This is a genomic window from Burkholderia sp. AcTa6-5, from assembly GCF_017815075.1.
Taxonomy (GTDB): Bacteria; Pseudomonadota; Gammaproteobacteria; order Burkholderiales; family Burkholderiaceae; genus Burkholderia; species Burkholderia sola.
Map to the genome: position 1 here is coordinate 31,781 of NZ_JAGIQE010000031.1, position 15,273 is coordinate 47,053.

The 15,273-nt window shown below is 68.1% G+C and carries 13 protein-coding genes; 2 read left to right on the forward strand and 11 right to left on the reverse strand.

Annotation, left to right across the window (positions count from 1 at the left end):
* Positions 1-238: 238 nt before the first annotated feature.
* The 3 genes from J8I33_RS29825 to J8I33_RS29835 all read right to left on the reverse strand — a co-directional run bounded on the left by J8I33_RS29825 (position 239) and on the right by J8I33_RS29835 (position 2,268).
* Positions 239-733 carry a peptidase gene (locus tag J8I33_RS29825; protein ID WP_209939636.1) on the reverse strand — a complete coding sequence of 165 codons (495 nt, stop codon included), beginning with the start codon at positions 731-733 and terminating at the stop codon, positions 239-241.
* Between the two features lie 254 nt (positions 734-987).
* Positions 988-1,215 (reverse strand): sulfurtransferase TusA family protein, encoded by a 228-nt coding sequence (locus J8I33_RS29830; RefSeq protein ID WP_006402122.1) that lies wholly within the window; start codon positions 1,213-1,215, stop codon positions 988-990.
* 117 nt (positions 1,216-1,332) lie between these two features.
* Positions 1,333-2,268 (reverse strand): LysR family transcriptional regulator, encoded by a 936-nt coding sequence (locus J8I33_RS29835; RefSeq protein ID WP_050017569.1) that lies wholly within the window; start codon positions 2,266-2,268, stop codon positions 1,333-1,335.
* 112 nt (positions 2,269-2,380) lie between these two features.
* Here J8I33_RS29835 and J8I33_RS29840 point away from each other — a divergent pair, with 112 nt between their 5' ends.
* Positions 2,381-3,901, forward strand: a complete 1,521-nt coding sequence (locus J8I33_RS29840; protein WP_050017570.1) for a CoA-acylating methylmalonate-semialdehyde dehydrogenase — start codon at positions 2,381-2,383, stop codon at positions 3,899-3,901.
* Positions 3,902-3,958: 57 nt separating this feature from the next.
* On the opposite strand, the gene J8I33_RS29845 is transcribed toward J8I33_RS29840, so the two are convergent.
* The 8 genes from J8I33_RS29845 to J8I33_RS29880 form a co-directional block, all read right to left on the reverse strand.
* Positions 3,959-4,843 (reverse strand): MurR/RpiR family transcriptional regulator, encoded by an 885-nt coding sequence (locus J8I33_RS29845; RefSeq protein ID WP_050017572.1) that lies wholly within the window; start codon positions 4,841-4,843, stop codon positions 3,959-3,961.
* Between the two features lie 273 nt (positions 4,844-5,116).
* A complete protein-coding gene (locus J8I33_RS29850) occupies positions 5,117-6,289 on the reverse strand; it encodes a Gfo/Idh/MocA family oxidoreductase (RefSeq protein WP_124631710.1) in 1,173 nt (390 codons plus the stop codon).
* A 53-nt stretch (positions 6,290-6,342) separates the two neighbouring features.
* The gene (locus J8I33_RS29855; RefSeq protein ID WP_209939637.1) at positions 6,343-7,278 is read right to left on the reverse strand and encodes a TIM barrel protein; all 936 of its coding nucleotides are present in this window, start codon (positions 7,276-7,278) and stop codon (positions 6,343-6,345) included.
* Between the two features lie 32 nt (positions 7,279-7,310).
* Positions 7,311-8,324: a Gfo/Idh/MocA family oxidoreductase gene (locus J8I33_RS29860; RefSeq protein WP_174954527.1), complete on the reverse strand. Its 1,014-nt coding sequence runs from the start codon at positions 8,322-8,324 to the stop codon at positions 7,311-7,313.
* Positions 8,325-8,383: 59 nt separating this feature from the next.
* Positions 8,384-9,295, reverse strand: a complete 912-nt coding sequence (locus tag J8I33_RS29865; protein WP_089439844.1) for a sugar phosphate isomerase/epimerase — start codon at positions 9,293-9,295, stop codon at positions 8,384-8,386.
* Positions 9,296-9,371: 76 nt separating this feature from the next.
* Positions 9,372-10,397 carry an ABC transporter permease gene (locus tag J8I33_RS29870; RefSeq protein ID WP_209928587.1) on the reverse strand — a complete coding sequence of 342 codons (1,026 nt, stop codon included), beginning with the start codon at positions 10,395-10,397 and terminating at the stop codon, positions 9,372-9,374.
* A 26-nt stretch (positions 10,398-10,423) separates the two neighbouring features.
* Positions 10,424-11,989: a sugar ABC transporter ATP-binding protein gene (locus tag J8I33_RS29875; RefSeq protein WP_209939638.1), complete on the reverse strand. Its 1,566-nt coding sequence runs from the start codon at positions 11,987-11,989 to the stop codon at positions 10,424-10,426.
* 68 nt (positions 11,990-12,057) lie between these two features.
* The gene (locus tag J8I33_RS29880; protein ID WP_124595266.1) at positions 12,058-12,984 is read right to left on the reverse strand and encodes a sugar ABC transporter substrate-binding protein; all 927 of its coding nucleotides are present in this window, start codon (positions 12,982-12,984) and stop codon (positions 12,058-12,060) included.
* A gap of 316 nt (positions 12,985-13,300) precedes the next feature.
* Between J8I33_RS29880 and iolC the strand changes: the two genes are divergently transcribed.
* Positions 13,301-15,259: a 5-dehydro-2-deoxygluconokinase gene (gene iolC / locus J8I33_RS29885; RefSeq protein WP_209928594.1), complete on the forward strand. Its 1,959-nt coding sequence runs from the start codon at positions 13,301-13,303 to the stop codon at positions 15,257-15,259.
* The last annotated feature ends 14 nt before the right edge of the window (positions 15,260-15,273 follow it).

Here is a 15,273-nt window from a genome sequence, read left to right on the forward strand (position 1 = left end):
CACTCGGCTCCCGCGCCTGCCCCGGCCGCGCCACCTGTGCGCGGCGTCCGGATACCGGCCGGCGAGCCGTCGTTCGCCGCTCGCGCCTCCTGCGCAAGCCGGCGACCCCGGCTAAATATCTCAAAAACGGGGCACGGACGAACCGGCGATTTCATCATAGTAGTATGAAATTCGCCAAGAAATTGCGCGGACTATCGCCCTTTCTTCGAATAATCCTTTCTCTTGCGCAACCGGACGCCTATTCGGCGCCCGCGATGCCGGCCACCGGCTCGGCGAAATCAACCGTCGGCATGCGCGGCGACGGCCGCTGCGGCAACGGCGGTTGCGCCAGCACGGGCTGCCCCAGCACGGGCTGCCCCAGCGCGGGCTGCCCCAGCACGGGCTGCCCCAGCATCCGCTGCAACTGGTCGCGCACGCGCTCCCACGCGCCGGCCACGTAGTCGGGCTGGCCCGCCGCCCATGCCTGCGCCAGATCGAACACGCGTTCGATCGTCGCACCGCAGTAGGTCGGGCCCGCGCCGTCGTCCCGCGCGGCGTCGCGCAGCCGTTCGTCCAGCCATTCGGCCAGCCACGGCATCTCGGCCGCGGCCGAATCCGCATAGGCCTCCAGCGCGGCACGCGCGTGGCGGTCCTGTTGCGGATCGAGCTCGATCCGGCTCAATTCCGAGGTGCGCACGGGCGCGATGCTTTCCGCTCCGGACGGACTTCGAAGGGTCCCTGGTCTGAAGGACATGTCCTCTCCCCGTTGTACGACGGTAGCGTCAGGCATGGCCCCCGAGCCCGCCGTGCGACGTACCGTGGCCGGCGCCTCCGCTGGGAGCGGACGACCGGCCGGGTCAGTATACGCAGCCGGTCGCGCAACGAGGTTTAAGAATTGTCAGAGAAGTGTGGCCGGCGCTTTCCAATGGAACAGGCGCCTGGGCAAGGACACCGGGCCAGGGACAGCCGGCGACGCGCCCGGCGCGGCGGGACACGTGATGCGCGCCTTCAGCGGCGGCGCATCAGGAATACGAAGGTCTTGTCCTGGGTCGTCGATTCGACGATCTCGTTGCCCGTCTGCTTCGCGAACGCGGCGAAATCGCGCTGCGAGCCCGGATCGGTCGCGAGCACCTTGAGGATCTGCCCGCTTTCCATATCGGCAAGCGCTTTCTTGGCACGCAGGATCGGCAACGGGCAATTGAGCCCGCGCGCGTCCACTTCCTTGTGAATCTGCATCGGCTGTCGACCTTCGAATGACGCGCCATACGTGGCGCGGGAGGAAGCGGCGATTTTACCGCAGCGCCGCCGCGCTTGCCCGGGCCGCCCACGGCCAGGCGCCCGCCGGCACCCGGCTCACGCGCCGGAGAAGCCGCCCGCGAGCCGTTCGCGCAGGTGCCGCACGAGCGCGCGCACCGCACTCGGGACGACCGGGCTGTACGGGCGGATCGCGAAAATGTGGTCGCCGAACGCGCCCGACGGCCGCCAGCCGTCGAGCAGCGCGACGAGCCGGCCGGCGTCGAGATCGCGCCGCGCGCTGAAATCGGGCAGCAGCGCGATGCCGAGCCCGCCGAGCGCGGCCTCGCGCATCGCCTCGCTGTTGTTCGCCGCGAAACTGCCGCGCACCGGCACGCTCACGCGCTCGCGGCGGCGGCCGTCCGGCTCGAAGCTCCACGCGGCCGGCTCGTGCTCGCGCAGATAGCACAGGCAGCTGTGATCGACGAGCTCGCTCGGGTGGCGCGGCGCGCCGCGCGCGTCGAGATAGTCGCGGCTCGCGACCAGCAGCGAACGCGTGTCGCACAGCTTCCACGCGACGTGGGTCTGCGGCGCGGTGGTCGTATGGCGGATCGCGAGATCGAAGCCCTCCTGCGTCAGCGAATGCAGACGGTCCGACAGGTCGAGCTCGATCTGCACGCCCGGATGCTGGCGCAGGAAATCGGGCAGGTGCGGCACGACCTGCTGGCGCCCGAGCGCGACCGGCACCGTCAGGCGCAGCAGCCCGCGCGGCTCGCCGGCGAGGTCCTTCACGCGCGCGAAATGCTGGCCGATCGACTCGAACGCGTCGCGCGTGCTGTCGACGAGCGTCTGGCCCGCATCGGTGAGCCGCACGCTGCGCGTGGTGCGGCGCACGAGCGGCACGCCGGCCGCCTTTTCGAGATCGGCGATGCGCTGGCTCATCGCGGCCTTGCTGATGCCGAGCCGCTGCGCGGCCGCCGTGAAACTGCCCGCGGCGGCCAGCACCGTCAGCGAATGGATATGCGGCCAGAGGGCCTGGACATTTTGCTGATTCATCCAGTGATTATTCAGAATTCTGAACAGTGAATCAAGCTGCGCGGTCTTCTCCCGCCCGGCCGGTTTCCCTAGACTAGGCGCTGTTCCGCTCTCATCCCCCCAGGAGACACGCATGACCACGGTTCCCGCGTATACGTCCGACGCCGACGTCGGCCACTACATCGACGGCGCGCCCGTCGCCGGCCGCAGCGGCCGCTTCCAGGACGTGCTCAACCCGTCGCTCGGCCGCGCGGTGCGCCGCGTCGCGCTCGCCGGCAACGACGAAGTCGAGCGGGCCGTCGCGTCCGCCCACGCCGCGTTCCCGGACTGGGCCGCGACGCCGCCGATCCGCCGCGCGCGCGTGCTGCACCGCTTCCTGCAACTGATGAACGAGCACCGCGACACGCTGGCTGCGATCATCACGGCCGAGCACGGCAAGGTGTTCTCCGACGCGCAGGGCGAAGTCGCGCGCGGCATCGACATCGTCGAATTCGCGTGCGGCGTGCCGCAACTGCTGAAGGGCGACTTCACCGACCAGGTCAGCACCGGCATCGACAACTGGACGATGCGCCAGCCGCTCGGCGTCGTCGCGGGCATCACGCCGTTCAACTTCCCGTGCATGGTGCCGTGCTGGATGTTCCCGGTCGCGATCGCGACGGGCAACACGTTCGTGCTGAAGCCGAGCGAGCGCGACCCGTCGGCCGCGCTGTTCATCGCCGACCTGCTCACGCAGGCCGGCCTCCCGGCCGGCGTGTTCAACGTCGTGCAGGGCGACAAGGGCGCGGTCGATGCGCTGCTCGACCACCCGGACGTGCAGGCCGTCAGCTTCGTCGGCTCGACGCCGATCGCGGCCTACGTGCAGCAGCGCGCGGTGCAGTCGGGCAAGCGCGTGCAGGCGCTGGGCGGCGCGAAGAACCATCTCGTCGTGATGCCCGACGCGAACATCGAGCAGGCGGTCGATGCGCTGATCGGCGCGGCGTACGGCTCGGCCGGCGAACGCTGCATGGCGATCAGCATCGCGGTGCTGGTCGGCGACGTGGCCGACCGGATCGTGCCGGCGGTCGCCGAGCGCGCGCGCAAGCTGGTGATCGGCGACGGGATGTCGCCGGAAGTCGAGATGGGCCCGATCGTCACCGGCGAAGCGCTCAAGCGCATCGAAGGCTATATCGAGCAAGGCGTGAACGAAGGCGCGCAACTGGTGGTCGACGGCCGCGGGCTGCGCGTGCCGGGCCGCGAGGCCGGCTTCTTCACCGGCGGCACGCTGTTCGATCACGTCACGCCCGACATGCGGATCTACAAGGAAGAAATCTTCGGGCCGGTGCTCGGCTGCGTGCGCGTGAAGGATTTCGGCGAAGCGGTCGACCTGATCAATGCGCACGAGTTCGGCAACGGCGTGTCGTGCTTCACGAGCGACGGCGGGATCGCGCGCGAATTCGCGCGGCGCATCCAGGTCGGGATGGTCGGCATCAACGTGCCGATCCCGGTACCGATGGCATGGCACGGCTTCGGCGGCTGGAAGAAGAGCCTGTTCGGCGACATGCACGCGTACGGCGAGGAAGGCGTGCGCTTCTACACGCGCCAGAAGTCTGTGATGCAGCGCTGGTCGTCGAGCATCGGCAAGGGCGCCGAATTCGCGATGCCGACCGCGAAGTAAGCCGGCCGGTGGGCCGCCCGTCGATCCGTTCGGCGGGCGGCCCACCGGTAGCCGAGATCAACCGGCCTTCGTGCCGTGCGCGCCGTCGGCGGTCGGCAGGTACGACAGCTCGAGCCGGTACGCGAGCGCGACGAACAGGCTCTGCGCAAGGCCCATCGTCGCCGTCAGCGCGCGAAAGCCGAACGTCGCGCTGTCCTGCACCATCAGCGTCACTTCCGCCTCCCGCGCGAGCGGGCTCATCCGGCTGTCGGTGATCGCGATCAGCCGCGCACCGCGCTGCGCGGCCTGCTGCGCGACCTGTACCGTCTCGTCCGCGTACGGCATGAACGAGATCACGATCATCACGTCGCCTTCGCGCACCGACCGGATCTGCCCGAGATGCATGCTGCCGAGCGCGCTGAACAGCCCGATGCGCTTGTCGGTGTGCTGCAGCGCATAGTCCAGATACACGGCGATCGGAAACGCGCGCCGCGACCCGGCGATCCAGATCGCCTGCGTATCGGCGAGCAGGTCGACCGCCTGCGCGAGCGCCTGCGAGTCGAGCGTCTGCCGCAACTGCTGCATCCCGGCAATGCTGCCCTTGATGAATTCGTCGGCGATCTGTTCGGGTTGCAGGCTCGACGAACCCGATTCGATCACGTCGCGCACGCGCAGGTTGTACGCACGGCCCGGCGCGATCTGCTGCGCGAGCCCTTCGCGGAACAGCCGCTGCATCTCGGAGAACCCGGAGAAGCCGAAGTGCTTCGCGAAGCGCACGACGGCCGACGGCTGCACGCCGCAGGCTTCCGCGAGCGACTGGATGCCCTCCAGCCCAAGCTGGTCCCGATGCGTTTCCACGTGGCGCGCGATCACCTTCAGGCGATTGCTGAGGCCGTCGTACTCCTGCGTCAGGTGCTGCAGGAACGCCTCGACGGTGGCGGGAGGTTTCTCGGATGAACTCATCGGATAGCGCGAAGTTGACGGCCCCGGTGCGCGCGCGTGGCTGGCCGGCGCGGCCCGGGGCTCGACTGGATACATGCATGAAGGGCGAATTTAATCACGTTTGCGGCACGGCCCGCGCCGCCTGCTCGCTCCCACGCGCTCGATCATCGCTTGCATACGCTCCACGGCAAGACTGGGAGCGATTGTCCAACGCGCTCGCGGCGGCGTAAAGATCAGGGTGTGTACCGAGGCCGGCCGTCGCGACGAAGCGCGACGCAGCCGGCCCGCCTCCGTTCAGCGATAGTCGACCCACACGCCGCCCGCGTCGGCCGAACGCACGCAGTTCTCGACCCAGCGCACGCCTTCGACGCCCGCGTGCACGTCCGGAATACGGATCGCCTTCACCGCCGCGGCGTCGCCGCGATCGGCCGCGTCCATCGCGAGCGCGAAGCGCGCGTAGAGATTCGACCATGCGTCGAACAGCCCTTCCGGATGCCCGGCGCCGATGCGGTCCTCGCGCAATGCGTGCGGATGCAGGTACGGCATTCCGCGATCGAGCACCTGTGCGGGCTGCCCCTGGACTTCGTAGCGCAACTGGTTCGGGTGTTCATCCCACCATTCGATGCTCGCCTTCGAACCGATCACGCGCACCTTCTGCCCGTGCATCGAGCCGGCGTTCACCGCGCTCGACCACACGTAGCCGATCGCGCCGGTGTCGTATTCCATGATCGTGAACGCGTTGTCCTCGAGCGGCGCGCGGCTCTTCACGAAACTCTGCCGCGAACACATCAGCCGCTTGATCTTCAGTTCCGGCGCCATCACCTCGGAGATATACAGCGGATGCGTGCCGATGTCGCCGAGCACGTAGCTCGGGCCCGCGAACTTCGGATCGACGCGCCAGCGCGCGGCCGCGCTCGCGGCCTCGACGCCCTCGCTGTGAAAGCCGTGCGCGAACTGCATCTGCACGATGCGGATCTCGCCGAGGTCGCCGCGCGCGATCATCTCGCGCGCCTGCTCGATCATCTGGTGTCCGGAATAACCGTACGCGACACCGACGATCCGGTTCTTCTCGACCGACAGCCGCTGCAGCGCCTCGGCTTCCTCGGTTGTGAAGCACAGCGGCTTCTCGCAGACCACGTGCAGCCCCGCGTTCAGCGCGGCGCGGCAGATCTCGAAGTGCGTGTTGTTCGGCGTCGCGATCGATACCGCGCGGATGCCGTCCGGCCGCCGCGCCTCCGCGTCGAACATCGCCGCGTAGTCGGGATAGCAGCGCTCGGCCGCGACGCCGAGCTTCACGCCGAACTGCCGGCCGCGTTCGGGATCGATATCGAATGCGCCCGCAACCAGCTGGAAGCTGCCGTCGCGCAGCGCGGCCGACCGGTGGCTGTAGCCGATCTGGCTGCCGAGCCCGCCGCCGACCATGCCCCAGCGAATCGAATGTCCAAGCAGAATCTGTCCGTCAATCATGATGGTGGTGTTCCTGGTGCGTGTTCAGTTCAGGGTGGGCGTGATGCGGTGGATCACGCGAAGCCGGCCGACGCGAGAAACGCGCGGCTCGCGGCGACGTCGCGCAGGCTCGTGCCGGCGTTGCGCGGGTCGCGCTCCTGCTCGATCGTGATATAGCCCGCATAGCCGATATCGTCGAGCGCCTGCCGGATCGACCGGTAGTCGAGCACGCCGGTGCCGATCGGGCACATCACGCCGCGCGCGCAGGCGGCGAAGAACGCGATGTGCTCGCCCATCACGGCGTCGTACACGGCCGCGTCGATGTCCTTGAAATGCACGTAGTCGAGCCGTGCCGCATGGCGGCGCAGCCAGGCCTCCGGGTCCATGCCCGAGTAGTACAGGTGGCCCGTGTCGAGACAGAGGCCGGCCGTGTCGGCCGGAATGTCGGCGACGATCCGGTCGATCTCGTCCGCGAACTCGATGTAGCCGCCCGCATGCGGATGGATCACCGCGCGCACGCCGAATTCGTCGCGTGCGATCGTCGCGATCTGCCGGATGTGGTCGACCATCGCCGCCCAGCTTTCGTCCGACAGCCGCGGTGCGCGCTCGCCGTGGCCCGCCGCGTAGTCGCGTTCCTCGTGGCCCCAGTCGATCACGACGAGGTACGGCGCCGCGTAGCGCTGGCCGTCCTGCGTCGGCAGCTTCGGCAGCTTCGGCAGCCGCGTGATCAGCGCGCAGATCTCGCGCGTCTGGCGCAACAGGTTCGGCAGGTTCTCCGGCGACACCAGATCGTCGAAAATCGTGCCGGCGGTGATGCTCAGGCGCTGCCGCTCGAGCTCGGCGCTCACCACGTCGAGGTCGAGCGGGATGTAGCCGTATGGCCCGAGCTCGATGCCCGAGTAGCCGGCCTGTGCGGCCTCGGCGAGCACGTGCCGCCACGGCGGCAGGTGCGGGTTCTTCACATCGTCGACACCCCAGCAGCACGGTGCGCAACCTATCTTCATCGTCATGTCGGTCAGTCCGGCAAACAGGCGGCTGCGGTTCAGCCGCGATAGAACGCAGGGCGTTCGGCCATCGCGATCGGTTCGACCGCCCCGCTCTTCTGTGCACGCACGCAGGCGTCGGCCGCGACCGCCGCCGCGTAGCCGTCCCAGGCCGACGGCCCGGTGAGCGCCTGCGCCCGCACGCCGTCGATGAACGCCTGCAGCTCGACGTCGTACGACGCGATGAAGCGCTCCTTCCAGTCGGTCATGATTTCGACCGACTGCCGCGCCGCATGCTTGAGCCCGACGGCCGGCGGATCGGGCAGCTTCGCGATGCCCTGCTCGCCCACCACCTCGCACTGGATGTCATAGCCGTACTGGCAGTTCACGAAGATCTCGACGTCGATGCGCACGCCGCTCGCGGTTTCCAGCAGCACGATCTGCGGATCGGCGAGATGGGCGGACGCGTGGCGCGTCTTCTTCGGATAAACGACCTGTGTGCTCACGTAGTCCTCGCCGAGCAGCCAGCGCAGCACGTCGAGTTCGTGGATCAGCGTGTCGGTGATCGCCATGTCGGTCGTGTAGCGCTCGCCGACCGACTGGTTACGGTGCGCGCAATGCAGCATCAGCGGTGCGCCGATCTCGCCGCTGTCGATCACGCGCTTCAGCGCGCGATAGCCTTCGTCGTACGGCCGCATGAAGCCGACCTGCACGAGCCGCTTGCCGTGCGCGACTTCGGCTTCGACGATCCGCATGCAGCCTTCGGCCGTGACGGCGAGCGGCTTCTCGCAGAACACGGGCTTGCCGTGCGCGATCGCGTCGAGCACGAACGCTTCGTGCGTCGGCCCCCACGACGTGACGAGCACGGCCTGCACGTCGGCGGCCGCGACCACCTCGTGGCCGTCGCCGTAGATCTCCGCATCGAGCCCGTACTTCGTCACCGCGTCACGCGCCTGCTGCGGATCGATGTCGTTGACGGCCACGACGCGCGCGCCGGACAGCGTGCGGGTCAGTCTGCGAATATGGTCCTGGCCGATCGCACCGCAGCCGATCACGCCGATTTGCAAGGTCATCTAGGAGTCTCCAGTCGTTCATTGGCGGTGCGGCACGCGCCGCACCGGTCAGTCATCCGTCAGCGCGCGGTGCGATCGAAATGACGATCGACGTAGCGCTGGATCGTGTCGCGCATGTAGCGCGACGACGCTTCCGCGCGGTCCTCCCACGCGAACACGCACGACGACATCACGCCGTCGAAGCCTGCCGCGCCGAGCGCGCGAAAGAACACGTCCCAGTCGATCTCGCCCTGCCCGATGTCGAGATGCTGGTGCACGCGAATCTGGTTCGAGCCGGGCGGGTTGACGATGTAGCGCAGCTGGCTGCTCTTGCGGTGGTCGAAGGTATCGGCCACGCGCACATGCGCGAGGATCGGCGCGGCCTGCGCGATCATCGCGGCCATGTCGTCGCCGTAGTAGAACGTGTGCGGTGCGATATACGACAGCTTCAGCGACGGCGAGCCGAGGTTCGTGACGATGTCGATCGCCGGCTGCAGCTGCTCGATCCAGTCCTCCGGATGCGGCTCGACCGACAGCACGATGCGTTCGCGCTCGAGGATCGGCAACAGCTCGTCCATCGACCGGAACCACGCGGCTTCGCACAGCTCCTTGGGGTTCGCACCCGGCCGTTCGCCGACCGAGCGCTCGGGCGACGCGCCGCGCCCGAACTCCGACACCATCAGCGCGCACTCCATCTCGACCGCCACCTCGATCGCCTTCTTCCAGCAGCGCACCGCCCACTGGCGCTCGTCCTCGAACGGGCTCGCCCAGCGGTACATCGGCTGCAGCGACGCGAGGCCGACGCCGCTCGCGCGCATCGCCTGCCGGAATGCGGCCATCCGCTCGCGCGTGGCGCGCGGCATCACCCACCAGTCGAGAAAGTCGCTGCGCGGCGACAGCTCGATCTGGTCGTAGCCGAGCTCGGCCACCGCGTGCGGCAGGCGGTCGAGCGGCAGGTGTCGAATCATGTAGGGGTCCAGCGCGATCTTCATCGAATCTCCTCGACGGTGACAGGTGCCGGACGCAGGCGGCGGCACGTGCCGCCCCCGCCCGGCGATGCATGACGGGTCAGCGGCGCTTCTTCTTGTTGCGGTACTGGTCGGCGATCACGGCCGCGACGATGATCGCGCCCTTCACCATCTCCTGGTAATACGCGTCGATGCGAATGAACGTGAAGCCCGACGTCATCACGCCGAGGATCAACACGCCGATCACGGTGCCCGTCACGCGGCCGAGGCCGCCCGACAGCGACGTGCCGCCGATCACGACGGCCGCGATCGCATCGAGCTCGTACATCACGCCCATGCCCGACTGGCCGGAGATCGCACGCGCGGCGGTCACGGTCCCCGCGATGCCGCTCAACAGGCCCGCGATCGCATAGACGAAGATCAGGTGCCGCGTGACGTTGATGCCCGACACGACGGCCGCATGGCGGTTCGCGCCGATCGCATAGGTGTACTTGCCGAAGCGCGTGTAGCGCAGCACGACGTGGAAGATCGCGGCGATCACGACGAAGATGATCACCGGGTTGGCGCCCGCACCGATCGCCGCGAACGGGTCGGTCAGCATCGACACCGGCATCCCGTTGGTGAACCACTTCGCGAAGCCGCGCGCGGCGACCATCGTGCCGAGCGTCGCGATGAACGGCGGGATGCCCGTCATCGCGATCAGCGTGCCGTTCAGCAGGCCGACCAGCAGCCCGACGCACACGCCGGCCAGCACCGGCCAGATGATCGGCAGGTCGGTGAGGTGCGGAAACACCGCGCGCGGGAAGTCGGACACCTGCGCGAGGCTCGCCGATACGACGGCGGCCGCCGCGACGACCGACCCCGACGACAGGTCGATCCCGCTGGTGATGATCACGAGGTTCACGCCGACCGCGATGATGCCGATCACGGCCATCTGCAGCACGATGATCTCGAGCCGCTCGGCATTGAACAGGAAGCTCTGGCCGACGACGACCCAGCCGACGATCTCGAAGAACAGGCTGATGCCGACCAGCACGAGGAAGATGCTCAGTTCGGGCGGCCACTTCGCATGCCGCGACTTGAGGGTCATGGTCTGCGCATCCGCGACCGGGTTCAGGTTGCCCATTTCAGTGTCTCCAATCTTGTTTCGGCTCAGCGCGACGCGAGATCCATGATGCGGACCTGGTCGGCGTCCTTGCGATCGACGATGCCGGTCATGCGCCCTTCGTGCATCACCATCACGCGATCGCTCATCCCCAGCACTTCCGGCATTTCCGACGAGATCATCAGCACCGCGACGCCCTTGCCGGCGAGCGCGCTGACGAGCCGGTGGATCTCGGCCTTCGCGCCGACGTCGATGCCGCGCGTCGGTTCGTCGAGGATCAGGATGCGCGGTTGCGTGAGCAACCATCGACCGATCAGCACCTTCTGCTGGTTGCCGCCCGACAGGTTCTGGATTTCCTCGTGCAGCCCGGGCGACTTCACGCGCAGCATCCGGCTCATTTCCTCGCAGTCGCGCTTCAGTTGCGCGTGCTGCACGAAGTTGAACTTCACGTAGCGACGGCTGAGCACCGCCGCTTCCATGTTCGCGAGCAGGTCGAGATTCAGGAAGCAGCCGGAATCCTTGCGGTCCTCGGTGAGGAACGCCATCCCGTGCTTCATCGCCTGCGCGGGCGTCGCGATCCGCACCGGCTTGCCGTCGATGCGGATCTCGCCCGACGTGGCCGGCACGACGCCGAACAGCGCCTCCGCGACGTTCGAGCGCCCCGAGCCGACGAGGCCCGCGACGCCGAGAATCTCGCCCGCGCGCAGCTCGAAGCTCACGTCGCGGAACACGCCGTCGACGCAAAGGTCCTTCACCGACAGCACGACGTCGCCGATCGGCGCCTCTTCCTTCGGGAACATCTGCGTGATCTCGCGCCCGACCATCATGCGGATGATGTCGTCGCGCGTGACGTCGGTCGACGCATGCGTGCCGATGTACTTGCCGTCGCGGAACACCGAGAACTCGTCGGCGATCTCGAACAGCTCGTTCATCTTGTGCGTGATGTAGACGATGCCCTTGCCCTGCTCGCGGAGCTGGCGAATGATCCGGAACAGGTGCGTGACTTCCTTGTCGGTCAGCGCGGAGGTCGGCTCGTCCATGATCAGCACGTCCGAGTCGAACGACACGGCCTTCGCGATCTCGACCATCTGCCGGCTCGCGACCGTCAGCGTGCGCACGTCGGTCTCCGGATCGATGTCGATCGACAGCCGCTCGAACAGCGCGGCCGTGCGGCGGCGCAGCGCCGCGTGATCGATCAGGCCGAAGCGGTTCTTCGGTTCGCGGCGAATCCAGATGTTCTCCGCGACCGTCATGTACGGCATCAGGTTGAGTTCCTGATGGATCATCGCGATGCCGCGGTCGAGCGCATCGAGCGGGCCGTTCAGCACGACCGGTTCGCCGTTGATCAGGATTTCGCCCTGGTCGGGCGTGTAGACGCCCGCGATGATCTTCATCAGCGTGGACTTGCCGGCGCCGTTCTCGCCCATCAGCGCATGCACGGTGCCGCGGCGCACGCGGAACTGCACGCCGTCGAGCGCGACGACGCCGGGAAAGGACTTGCCGACGCCGCGCACTTCGAGCACGCAGTCGGCCGTGGGCGCACCGGGCGCGGCGGACGAAGCGGCCGGTGCGCTTTCGCTGGCCGTCGAGCGCGCGATCCTGGCTGTAAACATGGACGTACCTCGAAAATCGCGCGCGAACCCGGCCGCGCCGGGCCCGCGCAGTTCAGCGGAAAAACCGGTCAGTGCTTCGCGTACTGGTTCATGTTCTCCGGCGTCACGAGTTCGAACGGCACGTTCACGTAGCGATCGACCGGCTGCTTCTTCGCCAGCTTGAGCGCCGCGGCTACCGCCTGCGCGCCCTGCCCGGTCGCGTTCTGGTAGACCGACACCTTCAGCTCGCCGGCCTTCATCGCCGCGAGCCCGTCCGGCGTCGCGTCGATGCCGGCGACGACCGTCTTCGGCGTCAGCTTGCGTGCGGCCTTCAGCGCGTTGATCGCGCCGATCGCCATTTCGTCGTTGTTCGAGATGATCGCGTCGAACTTGGTGCCGGAGCTCAGCCAGTTCATCGTGATGTCCTGGCCCTGCGTGCGGCTCCACTTGCCTTCGCGCTTGTCGACGATCTTCATGCCCGCGCAATCCTTCGTCGCGATCACGTCCTCGATGTCCTTGGTGCGGGCGCGCGCCGATTCGTTGGACAGCTCGCCCATCAGCACCAGCAGGTCGCCCTTGCCGCCGAGCAGCTTGCACACCTGGCGCGCCTGCAGCGTGCCCGACTGCTTTTCGTCGGACGCGACGACCGCGACGCCGGCCGGCAGCTTGTCGAAATCGACCGGCTTGCGGTTCACGTAGACGAGCGGGATCTTCGCGGCGGCCACCATCTTCGTGATCTTCGGCGTCGCGTCGGTATCGACCGCGTTCACGATGATCGCGTCGACCTTCTGCGCGATCATGTTCTGGACCTGGCTCAACTGCTTGCCGACGTCGTTGCCGCCGTCCTCGATCTGCACCGTCGCGCCGTCCTTCTTCGCCGAATCGGCGATGCTGTTGCGCAGGATGGTCAGGAATGTGTCGTCGAACGATGCCATCGTCACGCCGATCTTCTCGGCATGCGCGAGCGGCGCAGCCAGGATCGCGGCGGCCGCGACGGCCATCAGCTTGGTCTTCATGATCAATCTGTCTCCTCATCTCCGGGGGGCGGAAGACGGCGCGTTGCGCGCCGCCGGGCCGAGTCCGATCTGGTCCGATCGGGACTGAAGCATCCGGATGAAACTGTAGATCACTTCCTCGAAAATTTGGAAATTTATTTCTACGTTATTTCACCTAGGGAACTAGATTTCCAAAAAGTCTAGACTCCGTTCCGTAGCCCGAATCCCGGCGACAGGCCGCCTCGCGTCGTGCAGCACCTGCCGCGACAGCCGCCGCCGGATCGGTCCCCTAATCTGCCGGCAGCGCCGAACGCCGGCCGCGAGCGTGACACGTGATATGAGCCTGCTGAACTTTCCGAGTGACCGCCCCATCGATCTCGCCTGCCTCGGCCGCGTGGCCGTGGATCTCTATGCGCAGCAGTACGGCAGCCGCCTCGAGGACGCGCGCAGCTTCCAGATGTATCTCGGCGGCTCGTCCGGCAACGTCGCGTTCGGCGTCGCGCGGCTCGGGCTGAAGACCGCGATGATTTCGCGCGTCGGCGACGAGCAGATGGGCCGCTTCCTGCGCGAGACGCTCGAGCGCGAAGGCTGCGACACGAGCCAGTTGCAGACCGACCGCGAGCGCCTCACCGCGCTGGTGCTGCTCGGGCTGAAGGATCGCGATACGTTTCCGCTGCTGTTCGTGCGCGAGAACTGCGCGGACATGGCCGTGCGCGCCGACGAGATCAGCGAGGCCTTCATCGCCGGTTGCCGCGCGCTGGCGATCACCGGCACGCATCTGTCGACGCCGGGCACGCGCGAGGCGTCGCTGACCGCGTTGACGTATGCGCGCCGCCACGGCGCCGTGCGGATCCTCGACATCGACTACCGGCCGGTGCTGTGGGGGCTGACCGCGCGCGGCGCCGGCGAAAACCGCTACGTGCCCGACGCGCAGGTGACACGGCAGCTGCAGCAGGTGCTCGGCGAATTCGACCTGCTGGTCGGCACCGAGGAGGAATTCCTGATCGCGGGCGGTGTGCCGGATGATTTGATCGCGTCGTTGCAGGCGGTGCGCTCGATCACGAACGCGACGCTGGTCGTCAAGCGCGGCGCGCTCGGCTGCTGCGTGATCGAAGGCGATGTTCCCGCGCGCATCGACGATGCGCCGACCTTTCTCGGCGAGCGCGTCGACGTGCTCAATGTACTCGGCGCGGGCGACGCGTTCCTGTCGGGGCTGCTGTCCGGGCTGCTGCGCGGGCGCGACTGGGCCGAATCGACGCGCATCGCGAACGCGTGCGGCGCGATCGTCGTGTCGCGCCACGCGTGCTCGGCCGCGATGCCGACGCCGGCCGAACTCGCGCACTGGTTCGACGGCAGCCGCAATCCGCAGGTCGACGCCGACCGCACGCTCGCGCACCTGCATCGCGTGACGGTGCCGCGCCGCGAATGGGACGATCTCTGCGTGATGGCATTCGACCATCGCAGCCAGTTCTACGAGCTCGCGGTGCAGGCCGGCGCCGACGAAGCGCGGATCAAGACGCTGAAGCGCCTGCTCGTGCGCGCGGTCGAACAGGTCGAGCGCGATCGCGGGATCGCCGGCCACGTCGGCGTGCTGATCGACGGCGGTGCGTACGGCAGCGACGCGCTCGCGTCGGCCACCGGGCGCGGCTGGTGGGTCGGCCGTCCGGTCGAACTGCCGGGCTCGCGGCCGCTGCGGTTCGACGACACGCGTTCGGTCGGCTCGTCGCTCACGCACTGGCCGACCGAACAGGTCGTGAAGTGCCTCGTCCACTATCACCCCGACGACCACGTCGACCTGCGCGTCGAACAGGAGCAGCGCGTGCTGGAGCTGTGGGAAGCCACGCGCGCGAGCGGCAACGAGCTGCTGCTGGAAATGATTCCGCCGCGCGCGGTCACGCCGGCCGGCACCGAGGACGACGCGGTGCTGCGCACGGTCGCGCGCTTCTACAACCTCGGCGTGAAGCCCGAATGGTGGAAGCTCACGCCGCTCACCGCCGACGGCTGGGCGCGGCTCGCCGCGCTGATCGCCGAGCGCGACCCGTACTGCCGCGGCGCGGTGATCCTCGGGCTGAACCAGCCGCTGCAATACCTCGTCGACAGCTTCCGCTCGGCGACCAACCCGATCGTCAAGGGCTTCATGGTCGGGCGCACGCTGTGGGCCGATGCGTCGCTGAACTGGTTCGCGGGCCGGATCGACGACCAGGCGCTGATCGACGAAGTGGCCGGCAACTTCGCGCAACTGGTCGACGCGTGGCTGGGCCGCCGGGCCGCCGCGCGCGCCGCCGCCGCGGCCTGATGCATGTGCCCGTG

What these genes read in the sequence shown, in the direction of transcription:
- J8I33_RS29860 (WP_174954527.1), bottom strand. Translation starts at nt 8,324, where the DNA reads ATGACCTTGCAAATCGGCGTGATCGGCTGCGGTGCGATCGGCCAGGAC.
- J8I33_RS29855 (WP_209939637.1), bottom strand. Translation starts at nt 7,278, where the DNA reads ATGACGATGAAGATAGGTTGCGCACCGTGCTGCTGGGGTGTCGACGAT.
- iolC (WP_209928594.1), top strand. Translation starts at nt 13,301, where the DNA reads ATGAGCCTGCTGAACTTTCCGAGTGACCGCCCCATCGATCTCGCCTGC.
- J8I33_RS29830 (WP_006402122.1), bottom strand. Translation starts at nt 1,215, where the DNA reads ATGCAGATTCACAAGGAAGTGGACGCGCGCGGGCTCAATTGCCCGTTG.
- J8I33_RS29865 (WP_089439844.1), bottom strand. Translation starts at nt 9,295, where the DNA reads ATGAAGATCGCGCTGGACCCCTACATGATTCGACACCTGCCGCTCGAC.
- J8I33_RS29850 (WP_124631710.1), bottom strand. Translation starts at nt 6,289, where the DNA reads ATGATTGACGGACAGATTCTGCTTGGACATTCGATTCGCTGGGGCATG.
- J8I33_RS29825 (WP_209939636.1), bottom strand. Translation starts at nt 733, where the DNA reads ATGTCCTTCAGACCAGGGACCCTTCGAAGTCCGTCCGGAGCGGAAAGC.
- J8I33_RS29880 (WP_124595266.1), bottom strand. Translation starts at nt 12,984, where the DNA reads ATGAAGACCAAGCTGATGGCCGTCGCGGCCGCCGCGATCCTGGCTGCG.
- J8I33_RS29875 (WP_209939638.1), bottom strand. Translation starts at nt 11,989, where the DNA reads ATGTTTACAGCCAGGATCGCGCGCTCGACGGCCAGCGAAAGCGCACCG.
- J8I33_RS29870 (WP_209928587.1), bottom strand. Translation starts at nt 10,397, where the DNA reads ATGGGCAACCTGAACCCGGTCGCGGATGCGCAGACCATGACCCTCAAG.
- J8I33_RS29845 (WP_050017572.1), bottom strand. Translation starts at nt 4,843, where the DNA reads ATGAGTTCATCCGAGAAACCTCCCGCCACCGTCGAGGCGTTCCTGCAG.
- J8I33_RS29840 (WP_050017570.1), top strand. Translation starts at nt 2,381, where the DNA reads ATGACCACGGTTCCCGCGTATACGTCCGACGCCGACGTCGGCCACTAC.
- J8I33_RS29835 (WP_050017569.1), bottom strand. Translation starts at nt 2,268, where the DNA reads ATGAATCAGCAAAATGTCCAGGCCCTCTGGCCGCATATCCATTCGCTG.